At 35.3% G+C, this 19,272-nt stretch carries 19 protein-coding genes; 12 read left to right on the forward strand and 7 right to left on the reverse strand.

From position 1 onward, the window contains the following. Nucleotides 1–2 precede the first annotated feature (2 nt). Genes CDOMF_RS03705 through CDOMF_RS03730 form a run of 6 tightly spaced genes read left to right on the forward strand, consistent with a single transcriptional unit; the run spans nucleotide 3 to nucleotide 5,142 of the window. Nucleotides 3–554, forward strand: coding sequence for a hypothetical protein (locus CDOMF_RS03705; protein ID WP_260952511.1), 552 nt, complete (start codon nucleotides 3–5; stop codon nucleotides 552–554). Nucleotides 555–573: 19 nt separating this feature from the next. Next, the gene (locus CDOMF_RS03710; protein WP_442863528.1) at nucleotides 574–1,758 is read left to right on the forward strand and encodes an MFS transporter; all 1,185 of its coding nucleotides are present in this window, start codon (nucleotides 574–576) and stop codon (nucleotides 1,756–1,758) included. Nucleotides 1,759–1,777: 19 nt separating this feature from the next. After that, nucleotides 1,778–3,442 (forward strand): flagellar hook-length control protein FliK, encoded by a 1,665-nt coding sequence (gene fliK, locus CDOMF_RS03715; RefSeq protein ID WP_260952513.1) that lies wholly within the window; start codon nucleotides 1,778–1,780, stop codon nucleotides 3,440–3,442. Between the two features lie 22 nt (nucleotides 3,443–3,464). Next, entirely contained in the window at nucleotides 3,465–3,731 is a 267-nt protein-coding gene (locus tag CDOMF_RS03720) for a FlhB-like flagellar biosynthesis protein (protein ID WP_169974077.1), read from the forward strand. A 12-nt stretch (nucleotides 3,732–3,743) separates the two neighbouring features. Then, a complete protein-coding gene (locus tag CDOMF_RS03725; protein WP_260952514.1) occupies nucleotides 3,744–4,310 on the forward strand; it encodes a CheB methylesterase domain-containing protein in 567 nt (188 codons plus the stop codon). Beyond that, a complete protein-coding gene (locus CDOMF_RS03730; protein ID WP_260952515.1) occupies nucleotides 4,300–5,142 on the forward strand; it encodes a CheR family methyltransferase in 843 nt (280 codons plus the stop codon). The genes CDOMF_RS03725 and CDOMF_RS03730 overlap by 11 nt, the downstream gene beginning before the upstream one ends. Here the strand turns inward: CDOMF_RS03730 and CDOMF_RS03735 are convergent. Further along, entirely contained in the window at nucleotides 5,139–6,341 is a 1,203-nt protein-coding gene (locus CDOMF_RS03735; RefSeq protein ID WP_260952516.1) for an MFS transporter, read from the reverse strand. The two genes, CDOMF_RS03730 and CDOMF_RS03735, sit on opposite strands and share 4 nt — an antisense overlap. Before the next feature lie 112 nt (nucleotides 6,342–6,453). Beyond that, entirely contained in the window at nucleotides 6,454–6,894 is a 441-nt protein-coding gene (locus tag CDOMF_RS03740) for a copper resistance protein NlpE N-terminal domain-containing protein (protein WP_260952518.1), read from the reverse strand. Nucleotides 6,895–7,008: 114 nt separating this feature from the next. On the opposite strand from CDOMF_RS03740, the gene CDOMF_RS03745 reads away from it, so the two are divergent. The 6 genes from CDOMF_RS03745 to CDOMF_RS03770 all read left to right on the forward strand — a co-directional run bounded on the left by CDOMF_RS03745 (nucleotide 7,009) and on the right by CDOMF_RS03770 (nucleotide 12,706). Continuing rightward, nucleotides 7,009–7,923: an SPFH domain-containing protein gene (locus CDOMF_RS03745; protein WP_170018470.1), complete on the forward strand. Its 915-nt coding sequence runs from the start codon at nucleotides 7,009–7,011 to the stop codon at nucleotides 7,921–7,923. Between the two features lie 16 nt (nucleotides 7,924–7,939). Beyond that, nucleotides 7,940–8,332, forward strand: a complete 393-nt coding sequence (locus CDOMF_RS03750) for an NfeD family protein (protein ID WP_260952520.1) — start codon at nucleotides 7,940–7,942, stop codon at nucleotides 8,330–8,332. Between the two features lie 67 nt (nucleotides 8,333–8,399). Then, nucleotides 8,400–9,452, forward strand: a complete 1,053-nt coding sequence (locus CDOMF_RS03755) for a dehypoxanthine futalosine cyclase (RefSeq protein WP_260952522.1) — start codon at nucleotides 8,400–8,402, stop codon at nucleotides 9,450–9,452. Then, entirely contained in the window at nucleotides 9,449–10,675 is a 1,227-nt protein-coding gene (locus tag CDOMF_RS03760) for a M16 family metallopeptidase (protein WP_260952523.1), read from the forward strand. The genes CDOMF_RS03755 and CDOMF_RS03760 overlap by 4 nt, the downstream gene beginning before the upstream one ends. After that, nucleotides 10,665–12,479 (forward strand): ATP-dependent DNA helicase RecG, encoded by a 1,815-nt coding sequence (gene recG / locus CDOMF_RS03765; RefSeq protein WP_260952524.1) that lies wholly within the window; start codon nucleotides 10,665–10,667, stop codon nucleotides 12,477–12,479. The genes CDOMF_RS03760 and recG overlap by 11 nt, the downstream gene beginning before the upstream one ends. A gap of 11 nt (nucleotides 12,480–12,490) precedes the next feature. Then, the gene (locus CDOMF_RS03770; RefSeq protein ID WP_169974841.1) at nucleotides 12,491–12,706 is read left to right on the forward strand and encodes a 2-hydroxymuconate tautomerase family protein; all 216 of its coding nucleotides are present in this window, start codon (nucleotides 12,491–12,493) and stop codon (nucleotides 12,704–12,706) included. Between the two features lie 42 nt (nucleotides 12,707–12,748). On the opposite strand, the gene hpf is transcribed toward CDOMF_RS03770, so the two are convergent. The 5 genes from hpf to CDOMF_RS03795 are packed head-to-tail and all read right to left on the reverse strand — an operon-like array spanning nucleotide 12,749 to nucleotide 19,258. Beyond that, nucleotides 12,749–13,276 carry a ribosome hibernation-promoting factor, HPF/YfiA family gene (hpf, locus tag CDOMF_RS03775; protein WP_170000854.1) on the reverse strand — a complete coding sequence of 176 codons (528 nt, stop codon included), beginning with the start codon at nucleotides 13,274–13,276 and terminating at the stop codon, nucleotides 12,749–12,751. Between the two features lie 43 nt (nucleotides 13,277–13,319). Next, nucleotides 13,320–13,784 (reverse strand): hypothetical protein, encoded by a 465-nt coding sequence (locus CDOMF_RS03780; RefSeq protein WP_260952526.1) that lies wholly within the window; start codon nucleotides 13,782–13,784, stop codon nucleotides 13,320–13,322. After that, nucleotides 13,760–14,677, reverse strand: coding sequence for a type II secretion system protein (locus tag CDOMF_RS03785; RefSeq protein ID WP_260952527.1), 918 nt, complete (start codon nucleotides 14,675–14,677; stop codon nucleotides 13,760–13,762). The genes CDOMF_RS03780 and CDOMF_RS03785 overlap by 25 nt, the downstream gene beginning before the upstream one ends. Continuing rightward, nucleotides 14,677–15,294, reverse strand: coding sequence for a type II secretion system protein (locus CDOMF_RS03790; RefSeq protein WP_260952528.1), 618 nt, complete (start codon nucleotides 15,292–15,294; stop codon nucleotides 14,677–14,679). The genes CDOMF_RS03785 and CDOMF_RS03790 overlap by 1 nt, the downstream gene beginning before the upstream one ends. 4 nt (nucleotides 15,295–15,298) lie before the next feature. Further along, nucleotides 15,299–19,258, reverse strand: coding sequence for a hypothetical protein (locus CDOMF_RS03795; protein ID WP_260952529.1), 3,960 nt, complete (start codon nucleotides 19,256–19,258; stop codon nucleotides 15,299–15,301). Nucleotides 19,259–19,272: the final 14 nt, after the last annotated feature.

Here is a 19,272-nt window from a genome sequence, read left to right on the forward strand (position 1 = left end):
CTGTGGCTAGAAGGCTTTTAGCTATTTACGGTATTTTTGAAATTTTGCTTTTAGCAAGCTCTTTTTTTATGGGCAAAAGCTGGTTTTATAGTACTCAAGTAGCGTTTTTTGGTTCTCTTTTAATCTTGTTTGCGACATTTAAATCGTATCAAAGACGTGTTCTTTCAAGAGTTGAGAACGAGAAATTTATCTTAGACGATGACTATTATGATGAAGATGATGGTAACGAATGGGGTGAAAATTTTACCAAACACACAGACGATGGTAAAAAAATCATTAAAAAAGATAGCAAAATAGAGAACCTTGCTGAACAAGAGCTTGATCCTAAGGAAATTTTAAAAAGAGAAAAAGAAGCTATGAAAAAGATTCCTAAATTTGCAAATTTGCATACCGCTTTTGTGCCTTTTAGGCTTATTACTTATGCTGTTTTGGCTCTTGGATTTTTAGCTTTAAATAGACAGGGAAATTTAAATATCATAGCATTTTTAATAGCTCTTGGAATTATGCCCATAGGAGCTTTAGTTTATGGAGTAATGAGTCGTGCAGACAAGTAGTAAAAGAACGATAAAGGCGATGATCCCGCTATTTTTCGGGATAGCGCTTCTTTTTGTAGGAAATGGACTTGTAGTAAGCTCGGCTGGAATTGAGCTTAAAAAAATGGGCGCTGGTGAGCTTGAAACCGGACTTGTAATATCAGTGTTTTTTGTAGGCGCCATGCTTAGCACTATAATATCACACAAAATCGTATCAAAAGTAGGGCATATTAGAAGTTTTGCCATATTTTCATCGATATTTGGCGTCTGTGCTATGTTTCATGATTTAAGCCAGAATTTATATCTATGGGCGCTTCTTAGAGGCGGTCTTGGATTTTGTTATTACTCTATTTTGATGATAGCTGAAAGCTGGCTGAATACTAGAGCTAAGGATCAGATAAGATCGCGTGTTTTAGCCTTTTACGAAGTTGTTTTTTACTCTTGTTTTGGACTTGGAATTTTGATATTAGGATTTAATCTAACTAGCTCTCAGATATTTTTAATCAGCGCGGCTTTTATTCTTTTATCAAGTATTCCTCTAAATTTAAACCGTATTAAAGAGCCGCCAATACCAGAAAAAAGAAGCGTTAGCATACCAAGTATATTTAACTTAGTGCCGCTAGCTCTTATTACAAGCATAGTTGCCGGAGTTTTGGTAAACGGCTTTTTTTCTATGGCTAGCATATATATACTACTTCAAGGATATGATGCCAAAGAGGTTTCATTTTTTATGACTATTGCGATGGTTGGAGGGTTTATAGCTCACTGCGTTATAGGTTCACTTTCCGATAGATTCGGAAGAAGACCGGTGATAATCGGCTGTTCTTTTGTCTCTTTGATTGCGGCGTTTATTTTTATCTTGTTTGATTTGGATATAAATTTGCAATACATATTGTCGTTTTTTTTAGGGTCAGGAGTTTTTTGCCTATACGCTTTGGCTCTTGCAAGAGCAAATGATATGCTTGAGTATAAGTCAAAATCCATAGAGATGGGTCGGGCTATACTCTTTAGTTACTCACTAGGCTCGCTGTTTTCACCCATAATAATGGGCGCTACTATGTATTTTTTTGGTCCTCAGGGATTTATGTGGGTCTATGTGGTGCTTTTGATATCTCTTATTATTTTTGCACTTACTCAAAAAACTATTCCGATTGAGAGCAGAAAGATCTTTGAACATAGTCCCGGAACTATGGCTAATGTTACTGTAAATATAAAACAAAAGTGAAAAATAGTGATTTGGTAGTATGGAAATTTTAAGAAATTTAACCTCGGCCAAGATAGGACTAGACCCAAATCAATTAAAAGGCTCCGAGACCAAAGATAGTAAGGCTCTATTTAAAAATCATCCTCAAAATTTACCGACTCAAATAGATTCGGAAGTTTCTGCTAATGATATAGGCGATATCAATAAGCTTGTAAATAGGCTTTTAGACGAGCTGAAGACAAGCTCTAGCGGCGCAAAGATGGCTGAAATCGCAAATCAAGCTAAAGATTTGCAGGTTGCGCCAAATTTAGTAAAAGATCTGAAATCTTTAATAAAATTAGCAGATCAAAATTCTGAGTTAAAGCCCTTTATTGATAAATTAAAGACCTTTTTAAAGCCTATTTCAGAGCTTAAGGCGAGCGCCTTAAACGAGCAGATAAAAAATTCCGGCATAATGCTTGAGGCTAATCTAAAAGACGTTATAGTAAATAAAAATATCCTTCCAGTTTCAATAAATAAACTTTTTGACGATATTAAAAACTTATATAATTCCAAGCTTTTAAATCAAATTTTAACTCTAGCCAAAGATGATAGTTTAAACACTAACGAGAGCTTTGAAAAACTAAGTGAAATTTTAAAAAACGCAAAAATTCAAAACAAAGAAATTTTAAATAACTCCTCTATAAAGTCGCTTTTGGAAAATAGTGCAAAGCTTGAAAATATAGTTAAATTTCTAGATAAGCAGGCTAATGCAATGAGCGAAAAAGGGCTTATTTTAAGTGAAAAAGCAGTAAAAAATGAGATTAATAAAATAAATGAACTGATAGCAAATTTAAAGACTAAAATTCCAGAAATTTCAACAGAAAAACTAAGTCAAAATAGAGCCTATAGCTCAAATTTAAAAGAGCTTTCAAACCTTATAAACGAGGTTGAAAAAGCTATAGAAAATACGGTAAATCAACCAAATGTGATAAATTCATTTGTCGAGCAAATTTTAAATAAAGGATTTAGTGTAGAAAATTTTAGTTTGCAAGATAGATTAAAAGCGGTCGCAAATAAGCTAAATCAGGCGCTAAATTTAGCTGATAAAATAGGATTTGAAGCAAAGACAAATATGGATGAGATAAATAGACTTTCAAAGCAGCAAAATTTGGCTCAAAAAGATATTAAAAACATTCAGCCAAAGATCACAGAAGAGAGCATAAAAGCACTTCAAAACGATGTTAAAAGCGTGCTTTTAAATATACAGACAAAGAGCGTTTCCGACCCAAATTCTCAAATAAATCAGCTGAGCTCAAAACTGATAGCTCAAATAGAGATGCATCAGCTCGTATCAAGTATGGCAGGGGGCATTGAGACCTATCTTCCTTATGTTTGGGATGATGTTGACGGAGCTAAAATCGCCTTTAAACGCGGTAAAAAGCAAAAGCACTATGCGCAGATAGATTTAAATTTCCAGAAGCTAGGCAGTATTAATATAGTTTTAGGACTAAGTGAAAATAGATATATAGATATATCCATAGCAACTCAAAAAGAGGAGTTTAAGCAGCTGATTTTAAGCGGCGCCAAAGAGCTAAAAAGGGTCATAAACGATCAAGGTCTAATACTTTCGAATTTTAGTTTAAAAACAATGCCAAAGCTCTCTTTAAATACGCTTTATAATGATTTTGATAGACTTAATATGGGATTTGACAGGATAATATGAGTTGTGATTTAGGGGTTAATAATTGGCAAAGGTAAAGACCAAAAAAGCAGTAGCTTTAGGATATAATCGTTCAAAAGATAATGCACCAAAGGTTTTAGCCAGCGGATCCGGCGAAGTGGCCAAAAATATAATAAATTTAGCAAGATCTAACGATATCCCTATAAAAGAGGATGCGGATTTGGTAGAATTATTAAGCAAGGTGGATATAAATCACGAGATTCCGCCTAATCTTTATAAGGCAGTTGCCGAGGTTTTTGGATTTCTTTATAGAATGACAAATAAAAAATAGATTGGATAAAATTTGAAGAGAAAATTAGTATTAGCAGGAGCTTCTACCGGAGGTCCGGGACATTTAAAGAAGCTTTTTAGAAATTTAAAAATACATAATACGAGTGTTGTTATAGCCCAGCATATGAGCTTAATGTTTATACCGAGTTTTGTAGATCAATTTGGCAAAGAGTGTTGTGCGGATGTGGTAAGACTGGAAGACAAAACAGAGCTTAAGGATGCTATATATATATGCGAAAAGAACTCCGAAATAACTACATGCAGGCCACTTAGCGCAAAAGTATGTGATCTTATTAAAGAGACTACATATAATCCCAATGTAGATATTTTGTTTAGCTCCGCTGTTGAAGCTTGTAAATTTTGTGATGTTATGGCAATACTTCTTACCGGCATCGGAGATGATGGGGCAAGAGGTCTAAATGAGCTTTATAAGGCCGGAGCAAACTGTATAGCGGAAAGTAAAGAGAGTGCTATAGTATATGGTATGCCAAAGCGTGCAAAAGAGATAAATCCAAATCTTAAATCCATGTCTATTTATCAAATAAGAGCTGAGCTTGAAAGGTTTATAAATGTTTTTTGATAAATTTAAGAAAGATAGTGTTACATCAGGTGTAAAAGATACAAAAATACCTCCTTTGCCTAGCGATAGTTCGGGGCTTGATATGCTGATAGATAATATTAAGAGTATTTGCGGGGTAGATCTTGAATCAAAAAAAGATATCGTAAGGCATCGTTTGGCAAATTTTTGTCAAGCCAATAATATTGCCACATTTGAAAATTTAAGCCTAAAGATTAGTGTCGATAGAGCCCTTAGACAAGATATACTAAACCTCATCACAATAAACGAGACATATTTTTTTAGAGAGCTTGCTCAGCTTCAAGCAGCAATATATCATGCTAAAAATTTGGGAAGAGTGCGCATACTTTGCGCCCCTTGCTCTAGCGGAGAAGAGGTTTATTCTCTAGGAATTTTGGCTCATTCAAATATGCTTAACACATCTCAAATTTCAATTACCGGCATAGATATAAACTCTGAAGCCATTGACAAATGTTTTGAAGGTTTATATTCCGAGCGCTCTTTACACCGCCTAAATGATACTCAAAAGAAGATCTATTTTGATAAGGTAGATGATAAATTCAGGATAAAAAAAGAGCTTTTGCCAAGGTGCGATTTTAGTGTAGTAAATATCTTTGATGACTCTATATTTAGGCTTGGCAAATTCGATATTGTCTTCTCTAGAAATATGATTATATATTTTAATGAGGAGTATAAGCTAAAGACGGTAGAGAGATTTCATAAAATTTTAAACGATAATGGAAGGTTATATATGGGGCATGCAGATTTAGTTCCTTATACTCATATTTATAAAAAGCTAACATTGCCAAACGTGACCTATTACACAAAGGTTTAGTCTAGAGTATCCTTATATTTTTTATAAACCACACTCCAATATATTGCCCCTAGAAAAAATATACATCCCATTAGTATCGTAATACCCCAAAGCGTAACGCCAAGCTTAAATAACATTCCTATACTAGCCGATGTTATAGCGCCTATTCCAAGATAGACCATGTCGTTATAGGCTATTATGCGACCGTGATACCTCTCATCGCATTTGCGCTGAAGCAGGGTGTAGGTATAGCTCCAAAGCGTCGAGGTAAAAAATCCTGCTGCCATAGTACCTAAAAATCCAAGATAGAAGTTAAATTGTAAAATCCCCCATAGGCAGACCCCCACCCCGTGACCTATATAGATATAGACTAAATTTTGATTATTTATAATTTTACTCATAAGGATAGGACCGCTAATAAGGGCTATCGCTCTACAGGCATTTATAAAACCTATTACAAGAGAGGCCGACAAAATTTCTTTATACTGATAATCGGCTAAAAGTGCTACAAGAGCGTCGTAAGATGTTACCCCTACTATTCCGTGAAGCAAAATCAGGTGTATTATGATGGGGTTTTGTTTCATGTATGAAAGTCCGCTTTTTAGCATCTGCATAGTAGAGGCTGAAGTTTTTGTAAACTCTGCTTTGATATTGATTTTTAATAGGATAAGAAGAGCCGCTATATATAAGATACAGTCAAGTAAAAATGCGCTTTTAATGCCAAAAAAATGTATATAAATACCCGCCAGCCCCATTCCGGCCGTATATGAAAATGCCCATATTAAAGAGTGAATTTCGTTGGCAAGCTTTAAGTCGTCTTTGTTTAAAATTTTAGGGAAAAGGCTCATTTCTACTTGAAAATATGTTCCTCCTGCGCCTGCTCTTATGAAAATGATTGCGAAAAGTAGCCAAATCATATCCAAGGAATCTATAAAAATGAGCATAAACACCGTCACAGCCTCTACTATAGTAAGCACTACAAGCATCGGTTTTGGACTAAATTTATCGACTAAAATCCCGCTAAAGGGTGCCAAAATAACTCCCGGTAAAAAGGCCAAAGCGGCAGCCGTAGTTATAGCCCATACAGGGGCTTTAAGCTCTATTAACAGTGTAAAAACTCCGGTGTGCGAAAACCAAATTCCAAAGTAACATATCAGTTGAATAAGTGAAAGGCGAGTAAGGATTTGATCCTTTTTTAGTAAAGTGATAAATCTATTCATTTATGATTTTTTACTTGCTCCAATTCATATCTAAAAACGTAAATTTATCAAATTTCTCATAATTTTTCCTAAAAAAGAGGCAAGTTAAACTAGAAAATTTATTTATTTGGTTTTAATTTATAGTTTCCAAAGGCCTGTATATTACCTTTTGCCAAATCGGCTCTTTGACAAAAATATCTTTTGACTCGATTCTGATTAAATTGACTCCGTCAAATCTATATTTACTTTTCTCTCTATATTGATTTATAAGGGTTACGGTGTCTCCGTCTATCGAGTAAAGACCAACTTCAAGGATTTTTTGGACATTTTTTTTGTTAAGTATGGTCTCGATTTCAAAGCTTTTATTTTTATTTAATGTAAGTGTGCTTGTAGCGGTTTCGCACTCTTTGCATATTAGGTTTGCCAAAAATGTGCTAGGTATTTTTATGTTTTGAATTTTACAGGTAGTTGCACTTGCTGTGTTTTCGCACTCTACTTTAGGTTTATTTAAATTTTGTGAAGCACAGCCCGAAAAAATCACTATACTAACTATAAAAAATACTATCTTTTTCATCGGCTATCCTTTAAATTTTTTGTGATTATAGCCAATTTAAATTATAGTTAGATAAGTTTAAATCTTTTAAATCCATATGTGTTATAATTGTTTAAAATATATAAAGGATAAAAAATGTATAGTGAAGCATTTATCGTTTTTGTAGTTATTGTAGCCATTTTGGTTTTTTTATTTTTAAAAGCCGGTATCAAAATCGTATCTCAATCGGATATTATGATAATTGAACGCTTGGGCAAATTTCATAAGGTTCTAGATGGTGGATTTCATCTTATAATTCCTTTTATAGATAGAATTAGAGCCGAAATAACAGTTAGGGAGCAACTTGTGGATATTTTAAAACAGCAGGTTATTACAAAAGATAACGTAAATATCTCTGTTGACGGTATAGTGTTTCTAAAAGTAACCGATGGAAGAATGGCTCTTTATAACGTGGATAGCTATAAAAAAGCTATCGCAAATTTGGCCATGACAACCCTAAGAGGCGAGATAGGCGCTATGAATCTTGATGATACTCTAAGCTCTAGAGATAGACTAAACGCTGCGCTTCAAACAGCTCTTGGTGATGCGGCTAGCAACTGGGGAGTAAAGATCATGCGCGTTGAGATCTCCGAAATTTCAGTTCCTGCTGGTATTGAAGCGGCTATGAATATGCAGATGAAAGCCGAGCGCGAAAAGCGCGCCATCGAGCTTAAGGCCCAAGCTGAAAAAGAGGCTTTGATACGAAATGCAGAGGCTTTAAAACAAGAAAAAGTGCTTCAAGCTGAAGCTATCGAAAGAATGGCAGATGCTAAAAAATACGAGCAAATAGCCATCGCTCAAGGTCAAAAAGACGCGATGGATATGATAAATGAGAGTATGGAAAAAAATGCCAATGCGGCAGAGTTTTTGCTAGCCAGAGACCGAGTAGGTGCTTTTAGTGAGCTTGCAAAAAATAGTAGCAAGGATAAAATTTTAGTGCCTTATGAGGCAACTGAACTAATCGGAGCTATTAGTGTTTTAAAGAACTTTATAAGCACTAAGAAAAGTTGAAATTTAGGAAAATAAAATGATATCTCCGTTTTTAGTCTTAGCTTTAGGTGTATTTTTGATAGTAGCCGAACTACTTATAGGATCATTTTTTATAATGTTTTTTGGCCTAGGATTTTTGATAGTAGGAGTTTTTGGATTTTTTATAGATATGCTCTGGTATCATCAAATTTTACTTGCAGCTATTATATCCGTCATCCTGCTTTTTACCCTAAAAAAGCCTATAAAAGATAAATTTTATAACTCTAAAAACGAAGTTAAAGATGATTTTTTAAACGAAAGTGGAATGGGAGAAGTAAAAGAGGGTAAGATTTATTTCAAAGGAACCCTTTGGAGCTATGATGGGGAGCTAAAAGATGGAGAAAAGGTTCAGGTAATTGGAACTAAAGGAAATAAGGTTATATTGAAATAATTTGCTACTTTATCATATTTAAAACCATTTTTAGCTACACTTTTGCAAATTTAAACAAAGGAAAATTTTGGCAAGACTTAGTGTAGATGAAGCTATAAATTTGATAGAAAATGCCGAGCTTAACGAGCTTGGAGCTATGGCGCTAGCCAAAAAGCGAGAGCTTCATCCTGAAAAAATCACAACTTTTATCGTCGATAGAAACATAAATTATACCAACGTTTGCTGGGTTGATTGTAAATTTTGCGCATTTTATCGCCATGCAAAAGAAGAAGATGCTTACGTGCTAAGCTTTGAAGAAATCGGGCAAAAGATAGAGGAGCTAATAGCCATAGGCGGTACGCAAATTCTCTTTCAAGGCGGCGTTCATCCTAAACTTAAGATCGACTGGTATGAAAATTTAGTCGAGTGGATCAGTAAAGCTTATCCGCAGATAACCATCCACGGGTTTTCGGCGATTGAGATTGATTACATCGCAAGAATTTCTAAAATTTCAACTCGCGAAGTTCTAGCCCGCTTAAAGCATAAAGGACTCTATTCGATCCCGGGGGCGGGCGCTGAGGTGCTAAGCGACAGAGTTAGAGACATCATAGCGCCCAAGAAATGCGACACCGCAACTTGGCTAAAAATTCATAAAGAAGCCCACGAGCTTGGGGTAAAATCAACGGCAACGATGATGTTTGGCACGGTTGAGACGACTCGCGAGATAGTTGAACACTGGCAGCACATCAGAGATCTGCAAGACCTCACAAGCGGCTTTAGAGCATTTATCCTGTGGAGCTTTCAAGGGCTAAATACCAAGCTAATCGCCGAGCAGCCGCAAATCGAAAAACAGTCATCAAATCGCTATTTAAGGCTGCTTGCGGTTTCAAGGCTATTTTTGGATAATTTTCAAAATATTCAAAGCAGCTGGGTCACGCAAGGAAGCTACATCGGTCAGCTTGCGCTACTTTTTGGTGCAAACGATCTAGGCTCAACCATGATGGAAGAAAACGTCGTAAAGGCCGCAGGCGCAGCATACAGGATGAATCAAGACGAGATGATAAATCTAATACGCGATGTAGGCGAAAAGCCTGCAAAACGCAATACAAATTACGATATATTGGAGAAATTCTACGAATGAAAGCTGTAAATTTAAAAGTTAAAAACACTCAAATTCCCGTTATCTTTGAAAGTTCAAAGGTTTTGCCTGTAGTTTATCTTAAGCTTATTTTTAAAGTTGCCGGAAGTTGCGAGGACTCACAAAATAGCGGTCTTGCAAATTTGGCGGCTAAAATTTTAAATGAAGGCACCCTTAGCGAAGGCACAAGTAGATTTGCTAAAGAGCTTGAAATAAGAGCTATCAATATGCATGCAAGCGCCGGATTTGAGACGATAAGTATAGAGCTGAATTGTTTAAAAGAGTATTTTGGCTTCGCCCTTAAAAAACTTCAAGAGCTGTTGAGAGAGCCGAATTTAACCGATGAAATTTTAAATAAGCTTAAAAAACTTACGATTGGTGAAATTTTAAGTAATGAAAACAACTATGACTATGTAGCCAAATCGGCTTTAAATGAGCTTTTGTATCCTAATACAGCTTTAGCAAATCAGACAACAGGCACTAAAGAGAGTATAGAAAAAATAACTATTGATGATGTCAAAAACTTCCTAAAAGCCCATCTTGATTTAGCAAATCTATTTGTAGTTTTTGGTGGAGATGTGGCTATGGATGAGCTAAATTTAAGCCATATTTTGTCAAATTTGGAAAGCGGAAAGAAAAGGGTTCAAGGGAGAATAGAAACAAGTGAAAAAATGAGCGAAAAGCTTATCATTAAGCCAAGCGAGCAAGCATACGTATATTTTGGTGCTCCTTTTAGGGTGAATATAGAAGATAGATTTAAGGCTAGAGTGGCTACATTTATTTTGGGAGAGGGAGGATTTGGCTCTAGGTTAATGGAGGAGATTCGTGTCAAGAGAGGACTTGCATATTCGGCTTATGCCAGATCGGGTTTTGTTCCTAGCCATTCTCAAATAGCAGGGTATCTGCAAACTAAAAACGAAAATAAAAATGAGGTCATGAGTGTAGTCAGAAGCGAATTTGAAAGATTTGTTAAAAACGGTGTAAGCGCCTATGAGTTGACTCAGGCTAAGAAATTTTTACTAGGCTCAGAACCTCTCATGCAAGAGACTTTGCTCAATAGATTAAACATCGCTCAAAACGAATTTTACAATGGATTTAAGCTTGGGTATTTTAAAGAGGAGCTTAATAAAATTTCAAAACTAAAACTTAGCGAATTAAATGAATTTATTGCCGAGCATACGGAGATAACCAAGCTAAGTTTTGCTGTGCTGTATAATGAAATTTGACGCAAAAGATAAAGAAGACTTAAATAAAATCGGGATTTTTACTCTGCTTGATCTGGCTCTAAAAATCCCGAAAAACTACGACGATACCACGCTTACAAATACTCCTAAAGATGGTAGTGTGAGCGTGGAAGTGGAGATAAAAAACTCATATAGACAAAATGGGATTTTGCATATTGTAAGCTGGTGCGAAAGCTGGTCTACAAATATAAAGATAGTGATTTTTAATGCGAAAGCCTGGCACTTTGGAGCTTTTAAGCTCCATAAGAAAATATATATTAACGGCAAGTGTTCCTATGCTTTTGGCGGATGGCAGATAACAAATCCCAAGATTATCACTAAAATAAATGAAATATTACCCAAATACAAACTGAATTTGCGCGATGATAGATTTCGCTCTTTGATCGATAAATATATCAAATTTGAAAATTTGATATTTGAGGGGCTAAGTCAAAACGAAGCCGAGTTTTTAACCAAAATTCACAAAAATGATGAAAATAGCGTAATTTTAATAGATGAATTAAATAAAAATGGGCTTGGGATTGAGATTTTGAAATTTGTAGAAATTTATAACTATCTAAAAAAGTTAAGTGCCAAAAAGAGAAATTTTAAAGCAAACGATATAGAAATTTTTGATATTGTGGGATGGATAAGCTCTTTGCCCTTTAGCCTTACAAACGATCAAGAAAAGGCTATAGCTGATATAAGGGCTGATTTTAGCGGCTTTGAGGCTAAAAGACGCGTTGTTATGGGTGATGTAGGAAGCGGCAAGACTGTTGTCATCCTTGCGTCTGCTTTGATGGTTTATCCAAAAACTGCCGTTGTGATGGCACCTACGTCTATCTTAGCCGAGCAAATTTATGATGAAGCTGTTAGGCTTTTGCCAAATTTTATGAAGATAAAACTTGTAAAAAGCGGCGAAAAAGAGCCTAAATTTGATGGTGTAAATTTAATAATAGGCACTCATGTACTGCTTTATAACGAGCTTCCAAAGGCAGCAGTCGTGATGATAGATGAGCAGCACCGATTCGGCTCAAACCAAAGAGAAAGGATAAATCAGCTAGCTAGGAATGGTGAAAGCTACGCTCATATTATTCAGTTTTCCGCTACGCCGATACCGCGCACGCTTAGCATGATACAAAGCTCGTTTGTGGAATTTAGTTTTTTAAAGCAGATGCCTTTTAAAAAAACTATACATTCGCAAATTTTGCAAAGCGGGGATTTTGACTCGCTTTTAAGGCATATAAAAGAGCAAATTTCAAAAGGCAAGCAAGTTATCATCGTGTATCCGCTGGTTGAGATTAGTGAAGGCTCGACGTATCAGAGCTTGAGTGAAGCGCAGGGCTTTTGGCTTAAAAATTTTAAAAATGTCTTTGTGACGCACGGCAAGGACAGAGAAAAAGAGCAAATTTTGCGTGATTTTAAAGAGCGCGGCAACATCTTGCTTTCAACTACGGTTGTAGAGGTCGGTATATCTTTGCCTCGGCTTGGCACTATCGTGGTAGTAGGGGCTGAGAGGCTTGGACTTGCCACGCTTCATCAACTTCGTGGCAGAGTAGGTAGGCAGGGTGGAGAGGGCTTTTGCTTTCTTTTTACCAAGCTTAAAAATCCGCCGGAGAGACTAAAGGAGTTCTGTGCTACTCTTGACGGATTTCAAATCGCCGAAATAGATCTTAAAAACCGTCAAAGTGGCGATATTTTGGGCGGAGCTTTTCAACATGGAGCTACTTTTGAATACTATGATTTTGAAGAGCATATTACTCAAAGTGCAAAAAAACGCCTACGTATGCAAACAAAAATGATTTAAAGGGGATGATGATGCCATTTATAAATATTAGAGTAACCAAAGAAAATAACGAGCCTACGACAGAGCAAAAGCAAAAACTGATTGCCGGTGTAACTCAGCTAGTGGCGGAAATTTTAGGTAGGAGTAAGGCTTCGACAGTTGTGATAATAGATGAGGTTGATAGTGACAACTACGGACTCGGCGGTGAAGCAATCACAAATTTAAGAGCTAAAAGCAGGATAAATTAAGAGTAGGTTAAGATAGAAGAGCGGATCTTTCCGCTCTAAATTTTAATAAAGTCCAAATTTGCCATCAGTGCGCTTATATATTACACGCATCCTTGCGTCTATATCGTTAAATACGTAAAATTGCATTTCGCTATTTTTTAACTTCTCTAAAGCATCTTCTATCTCAAGCGGTTTATAAAGCTCCAGCTCCATAGGTATAATTTCATCGACACCCTCCACAGGCTCATCTGCAATTCTGGCTCTTATCTCCTTGCCTTCGTCTTTGTTTTTGACCGTTGTCATCTTGTCGTGCTCTCTTCTTAGAACCTTTGAGGCGCGATCTACTGCCAAATCAACCGCTGCGTATAAATCTTTATCTTTTTGGCGTATTACTATAGTGTCTTTTCTTGCTAAATTTATCGCAAATTCGACTGAAAAGCCTTTTTTGCCATTTTTTTCATCCGCTGATATGACACAACGCCCTGAAATGATGTCGAGATTATATTTGCCAAGAGCGTCAAACGCATTCTCTACATAACCTTTTATAGAGTCTGTTAGTTCAAATTGTTTACCTACAATGCTTGTGTTCATTATATGGCTCCTTTATTAGAAATGTGCCATATTATAGCACATATTAGAGCTTTTGGATAGTGCGTCTATGGAATCTAATAGGGGTATTTGTGATAGCTTGATTTGCTGTTACTGTAACATCAAGTATTACTGTGCCTTTAGACGCATCTGTGGATATAGCTGTACCGCAGCCATTAATGTCGCCAAAAATTTGTATGACATCAACTCTTATGTCAAATAGTCTATTTTCAGTATTGTCAGGAAACTTTATAGGTAAAAAATTTGCCCCAGGACAGTTTGTAGCACTTAATTTGTTTTTATCAGATAATATTTTTTCTATAGTCATCTCTGTTGCACCTTGTGCTAAAAGCTCGGCTTGCTCCCTTAAAAATATATCGGTAGTATGTTTTGCTGTAGAAGTCGATAGACTAAGTGCAAATGCACCAAGGGTGGCTACTAAAACCATGAAAAATATCGCCATAACCATTGCAAATCCGTGTCTCATTAGTATATCGCCTTTGTCTTGCATACGGTGGATTCCTCTTCGCCATTACCAAGTGACCTGCCAGCATCTCTTATACATAGTTTAAGCACTATCATGCCATTTACTTCCGTAAAATTAAATCTGGTAACGTTTGTTGCAATTATAACACTGTTTGAATTTTTACCATTATATTGGTTGTTCTCTCCTAATAACCATGGACGATAGTTGTAATGCAATATCAAATCAGAGTCGCCGTTAGCAGAAGGAGTTCCTGGAACAATAGCATAAGCTGTATGGAGTAAGTAATAATACTCTGATATATTGGTTCCTGTATATGTAGGTATGGTTAAATTTGTAGTACTGCCTGTTGTAGTATTGACTATGCCTATAGAGTTTGCATTTACTTTATCATAACCGAAAGATGTGTTAACATTAGCCCCTATACCTCTAAAGTATATTCCGACAGTGTTATTATCAAGCTTAGATTTTTCGTTTGTCAGATCCGATATTGTATTGTCTGCTCTGGTTAAGTTGCTGCCCGGTGTTTCTATTTTTCCACCGCCACTACCTGATGTGGCTGGCGGAGTAGTATTCGTGTGTTGAAGATCTACAAAGCCGCTCCACCCACCGTCTTGAAAGCTTTCATAGCTATAGCTTATCCATTCTAGAATAGTGTAGTCTTGATTAAGTCCTGCATCAGAAGTAGATACAAATTCTCCCGTAGGCTTTCTGCCTATTGTGGATTCTTTTATACGAAACATTAGTCTTTTGGAAATTTGCTCTAAAACTATCTCTGTTTGAGCCTCAAGAGTGTTTATTGCTCTACTTTGTAAATATCCTCTGTATATATTTAGTATTATGTCCGTGCTTAGAATGGAGATAATACCTGTAATAACCAAAACTACTATTAGTTCAAGAAGTGTAAAAGCTTTTTTCATTACCATGATCTTGTCTGTATGATAGGGCTATCGCCTATGTTTGCCGAATAAGCTCTAAGTATTATATTTATATCTGGGCTGGCGTGTGCAGTCGTGTTTATTTCTATGACTTTAATGTTATTATTTGTAGCTCCTGTCATGTCTTTTTTATCAACCTGTGTTTTCATTGTCGCACTTACTACATTATCCCTGTTGTAAGTTGTGCTTTCTGGATTTACAGTAAATTTTAATCCTTCGCTATTGGCTTTATCGGAAAATGAACTTATACTTTTTTCCTCTGGAGAAGTTGCTGTTGAAGCTAAGCAACTATCGCCTGATTCAGTTGAAAATGCCCTTCTATTAGTTTCCGAAATTGAATTTTTTGTGTAAAAATTATTTGCAGAATCGCCACTAAAAATAGGGGTGGGTTTGCCTATAAGAGAAGTATTATTCACGCAGCCCCACGGTGCTTTAAGTATAAGAGCCATACGTGTTTTGGTATCCATTACACTTTGTTGGATTATGGCTGATGTATTGTTTTTTGCATTTTGCATTATTATAGTGGGAATAGATAAAAAAACTATTCCCATTACTACGATAGAAATTACAAGCTCAAGCAAAGAAAACCCGCGCTTCATATTATTACCATTCCAGCCTTCTATTTGTTTGGCTTGGTATGTCCTCTAATTTACTTCCGCCTATTACGGAACCTACGCCAGCTTTATTTTCGCCTTTTTTATTTAGAGATTGTCCTCCCCATACGGTACCATCTGTAAATTCTACTATAAAATCATTTGTCTTTGCATTGCTATCTACTTGATTAAACAAAAGCCAAGACGAGGCTTCCATCTTTATAGTATCAGAACCTGGGATAGAGCTTGATAAAAATATTTTTTCAATACCATCTTGCACGGATTTTGTTACGGATACATTCGTAGAAGGAGAATTTGGTTTATAGTTTTTGACTTCTCCCATGTTTATATCATCGTGTTCTTTATTGACAAACCAATTGGTTTGATCCGGAAATAATTCGGCATTTTTTGCTATAGTGTATTTATCCGTATCACAAAGATTGCAGTATACGCCAAAATATACATTGTGATCAAACCCTTTCTTAGGACCCTTGCCTTTAGTGGCATATACTCTACCATAATAAAAATCAGCATTAGTTTCATTGCTTGGTTTTGAATATATTGCGCCAGCTACTCCATTTGTATCTGATATATTATTAAAGGTAAATATATTACTATTTACGGCAAAAGGATTCCTTGGGCTTGTAATATTTTTATCGAAATTAAACCTTACTTCTCCGCTTGCGATTGCTGTAGAATCACTAAAAGCTGTATTTAATATTTGATATTGCCCAGTGTTGCCAGTACCCGTTATTGTTTTTCTGATATTTAAATTGGTTGTATCATCAAAAAATAAAAGATCATTTTTTAATTCGGCTATTTTTGTTATATCTTTTCCATTGTTACCTATTTTATACTCAGGTATTAGTTGATCTATATCTAATGTAAAATTTACATTATTGGCATAGCAACTTCTTGTATATAGTTTGGCTATACTTTTCGTCGCATCATCAATTCTTGCTTTTGTATCAAACAATACTCTAGCATACATTCCTGAATCGCTTGAAGTATATGTCATATTGTTTTCGAAATTTGAAACAGTGACGTTATCTATAAATATGTCATTGGGCAGGAAAGTAAAGTTAAAAGTCGATTTGATATCACAACCTATCTTTCCTTCCGCATTTGGAGTAGTGGAATCACTATCGGCTATACAGTCGCCAGAGACTCGGTCCACAAGTGTAAAGGACGAGTCTTGCAGTGTGAGTTTTGCAGGACCTATATCTGGGTAAGAGAAATTTATTGCACCGGATTTATAAAAATTTGCTTTACCCTCATTAAAATCGGCTCTTATTTTGTGGCTTGTTATTTCTGATAACACACTAGAATTTATATTATTTCTACATATCTCATTTGGATTTGGCGCTATCTGAACTATATTTGATATAGAGCCCTTTCCTGGCGCTATTTCGATAGACTCTGTTTGTAAATCTCTAGTATATCTAGTGGCTATATTGTCTTGCTTGAATACTGCCACAACTCCTGTGTCAGAATAGTTTCTGCCTCCTATTAAATTCTTTAAATTAGTATCAGATAGAAAACTATTAGATGAAGTATTATACATCCTAAATTTTTCTGGTCTTACAGAGAATCTATCTGAAAGACAATTTACTATAATCTTCTTTTTGGGTGTTGCGGTAGGATCTTGCGGGTCTATAACGGGATCTTGAGCCGGATCTATATAAGATAGTCTAAATGTCAATGATGGATAAACATTATTTATCAATAGTTTATCTTGTGGTATTTCTATCATTCCTGTGTTTTTATTAAATTTTAGACCTTCTATTTTAGGCACTATAGAGTCACTGTCACAATCCTCAACTACTTCAACACTTACTTCTAAATCCTCAGATGGACCTTTAGGAGTTTCGTTGTCTTTTAGTTTTTCATCCATGTAGACAATTTTGGTATTAAATCCCTTTCCTGCAAGCTGTGTATAAAGGCGCTCCGAATCACCTTTTTTAGTAAAATTATGATTGACCGCTTTAAATTCAGCTATATTAAAAATAGACAAGAAGTAGTCTTTCTTTTCACATTTTTTTATAATTATTCCATCATTGTATTCAAGATTAAGAGCGTCGTTAGAAAATGATGCTTTGTATGTAGATTCTTTAAAAGTCTCATTTAGTACTATATCATATCTGATAAAAGCACTATCTGTAGGATCGAGATTTCCTCCGTTGTTGTTATCTGCTCCTTGTCCTATATTAACCTTAATACCGTTTACAATCGTTTTTTGAAGATCTGTATTGTCTGGATTGTGGGAGCCTAATATAAAATCTGAATTTCCTTTATGATACTTATTGATATATGTACTATTATTATCATATTTTCCACTTGTAGGATCTGTACTTGCAATTATTGATAGTTTTTCTACTCTTTCGTTTGTTTTATTTTTTATGCTAAGCTCAACTCTTAAAATATCATCTTTTTTTAAAATTGTTTTTGATCCGCTTGATTTGCTTACTTCTCTAAATGCTGCGTCATTATCGTTTTTTCTTTTATAAAACAATTTTTCTTCATAGCATACATTCGGCACATATAGATCTGTAGAGAATGCAACTAAGCCTACTGTGGCTTCATCTCCCATTGAAGAGCCTCCTTGAGAAACAACTTTGGCGCTTAGTTTTGCATATGCATGAGTTTGACCATTGTCCATTAGTGAAGAAATATCATATATGTCCAGATCCATACTTGCATTGTATATTTTATTTGAATTCATATGTTCGTTAAATCTAGCAATTGTACTATTAAACTGAGAACCTTTTGGATTTATTGAATTTGCGCCGGCAACATATACTGAATCATCATCCGAGTATGAATCAAGTTGATTTTTTTTCAGCTGAATATTTTCAGCAGGTATCTCTTTGGCTGCACCAAAAGATAGTATTGTTAAAGCTGCATCAAAATCACCATGTATTGGAGTGTAAAAATCTTTAAATTCCATTTCTGTACTAGCGTCTCCCACTAAAGGAGTCAAGACTTTAATTCCATCATATATATTTATACCTTTTGGCTTTACATTATGGTTTTCTGTGGTACCAAAATCATATACTATAACAAGCGCCCATCCTCCATAAGTAGGAGACATTACACCAGAATACCATTTTCCTTTAAGAGGATTGGTTGAATCATATAAAGATATAAAACCTGGTATTAATGGAGGATTTCCATCATAAACTTTTATATCTCCAGCACTAAATGTTCTTCGTCCTGCTGTGCCTAATGCTTTTTTAACTATATCTGTTACATCATAACTAGCTTGATACTGAAATCTAAAACCTCTATTGGTAAACGAGCCAAACCATTTTGTATCTTTTTCTAAGGCTTGTAGAGTTTTATAACTCATGCTCCCGCTACTATTAGGATATCCAAATTTTATCTTATTAAACCCTTTAATATCTTCGAAATATTTTTTTATAGTGTTTTCGTAACTATTCTGTTCTCTGCTCCATTTTTTTACTATGCTTGCTCCCCAATACAATCTAGCAAATATTATTTTATTTCCTGTTATTTTACTATCTATACTTGCTCCTGTTTGATCTTTTCTATCTGAGAATTTAAATGTAGCTTTTGCGGAATTTGTTGTATATGAATTATCTTCTTTTTCAAATTCCACTTTTGTTATGGATGTTTTTTCTGTAGGATACTGCAGTGGACTCCATGGGTTGTAATTATAGTAAAAATTTTGTTGGCTATTTCCTATAGTTTTAACTACCGTAGCTCCTATAGTTTCTATATCTCCATAAATTACTTTTTTTTCAGATTTTTTCCCTCCGATTATTTCGTCTATTGTCCTTTTTGTTAAAGTTTTTTCTTCATTATTGTCTATGTATCCGTTACGACCAATTCCAGTGTCTGTAATTGTAATTATACTATGAGTAAAACCATCATTGTCATTATGGTTTATTGCCAATAAGCTGATTTTTAGCATAAATATTGCAATCAGTAGAATTTTAAAATTTTTCATTTTATATCCTTTTT

This window comes from Campylobacter sp. RM16187 (assembly GCF_025319965.1).
Taxonomy (GTDB): Bacteria; Campylobacterota; Campylobacteria; order Campylobacterales; family Campylobacteraceae; genus Campylobacter_A.

What these genes read in the sequence shown, in the direction of transcription:
- CDOMF_RS03790 (WP_260952528.1), bottom strand. Translation starts at nt 15,294, where the DNA reads ATGAAGCGCGGGTTTTCTTTGCTTGAGCTTGTAATTTCTATCGTAGTA.
- CDOMF_RS03710 (WP_442863528.1), top strand. Translation starts at nt 574, where the DNA reads ATGATCCCGCTATTTTTCGGGATAGCGCTTCTTTTTGTAGGAAATGGA.
- CDOMF_RS03795 (WP_260952529.1), bottom strand. Translation starts at nt 19,258, where the DNA reads ATGAAAAATTTTAAAATTCTACTGATTGCAATATTTATGCTAAAAATC.
- recG (WP_260952524.1), top strand. Translation starts at nt 10,665, where the DNA reads ATGAAATTTGACGCAAAAGATAAAGAAGACTTAAATAAAATCGGGATT.
- fliK (WP_260952513.1), top strand. Translation starts at nt 1,778, where the DNA reads ATGGAAATTTTAAGAAATTTAACCTCGGCCAAGATAGGACTAGACCCA.
- CDOMF_RS03760 (WP_260952523.1), top strand. Translation starts at nt 9,449, where the DNA reads ATGAAAGCTGTAAATTTAAAAGTTAAAAACACTCAAATTCCCGTTATC.
- CDOMF_RS03740 (WP_260952518.1), bottom strand. Translation starts at nt 6,894, where the DNA reads ATGAAAAAGATAGTATTTTTTATAGTTAGTATAGTGATTTTTTCGGGC.
- CDOMF_RS03745 (WP_170018470.1), top strand. Translation starts at nt 7,009, where the DNA reads ATGTATAGTGAAGCATTTATCGTTTTTGTAGTTATTGTAGCCATTTTG.
- CDOMF_RS03750 (WP_260952520.1), top strand. Translation starts at nt 7,940, where the DNA reads ATGATATCTCCGTTTTTAGTCTTAGCTTTAGGTGTATTTTTGATAGTA.
- CDOMF_RS03735 (WP_260952516.1), bottom strand. Translation starts at nt 6,341, where the DNA reads ATGAATAGATTTATCACTTTACTAAAAAAGGATCAAATCCTTACTCGC.
- hpf (WP_170000854.1), bottom strand. Translation starts at nt 13,276, where the DNA reads ATGAACACAAGCATTGTAGGTAAACAATTTGAACTAACAGACTCTATA.
- CDOMF_RS03780 (WP_260952526.1), bottom strand. Translation starts at nt 13,784, where the DNA reads ATGCAAGACAAAGGCGATATACTAATGAGACACGGATTTGCAATGGTT.
- CDOMF_RS03785 (WP_260952527.1), bottom strand. Translation starts at nt 14,677, where the DNA reads ATGAAAAAAGCTTTTACACTTCTTGAACTAATAGTAGTTTTGGTTATT.
- CDOMF_RS03730 (WP_260952515.1), top strand. Translation starts at nt 4,300, where the DNA reads ATGTTTTTTGATAAATTTAAGAAAGATAGTGTTACATCAGGTGTAAAA.
- CDOMF_RS03770 (WP_169974841.1), top strand. Translation starts at nt 12,491, where the DNA reads ATGCCATTTATAAATATTAGAGTAACCAAAGAAAATAACGAGCCTACG.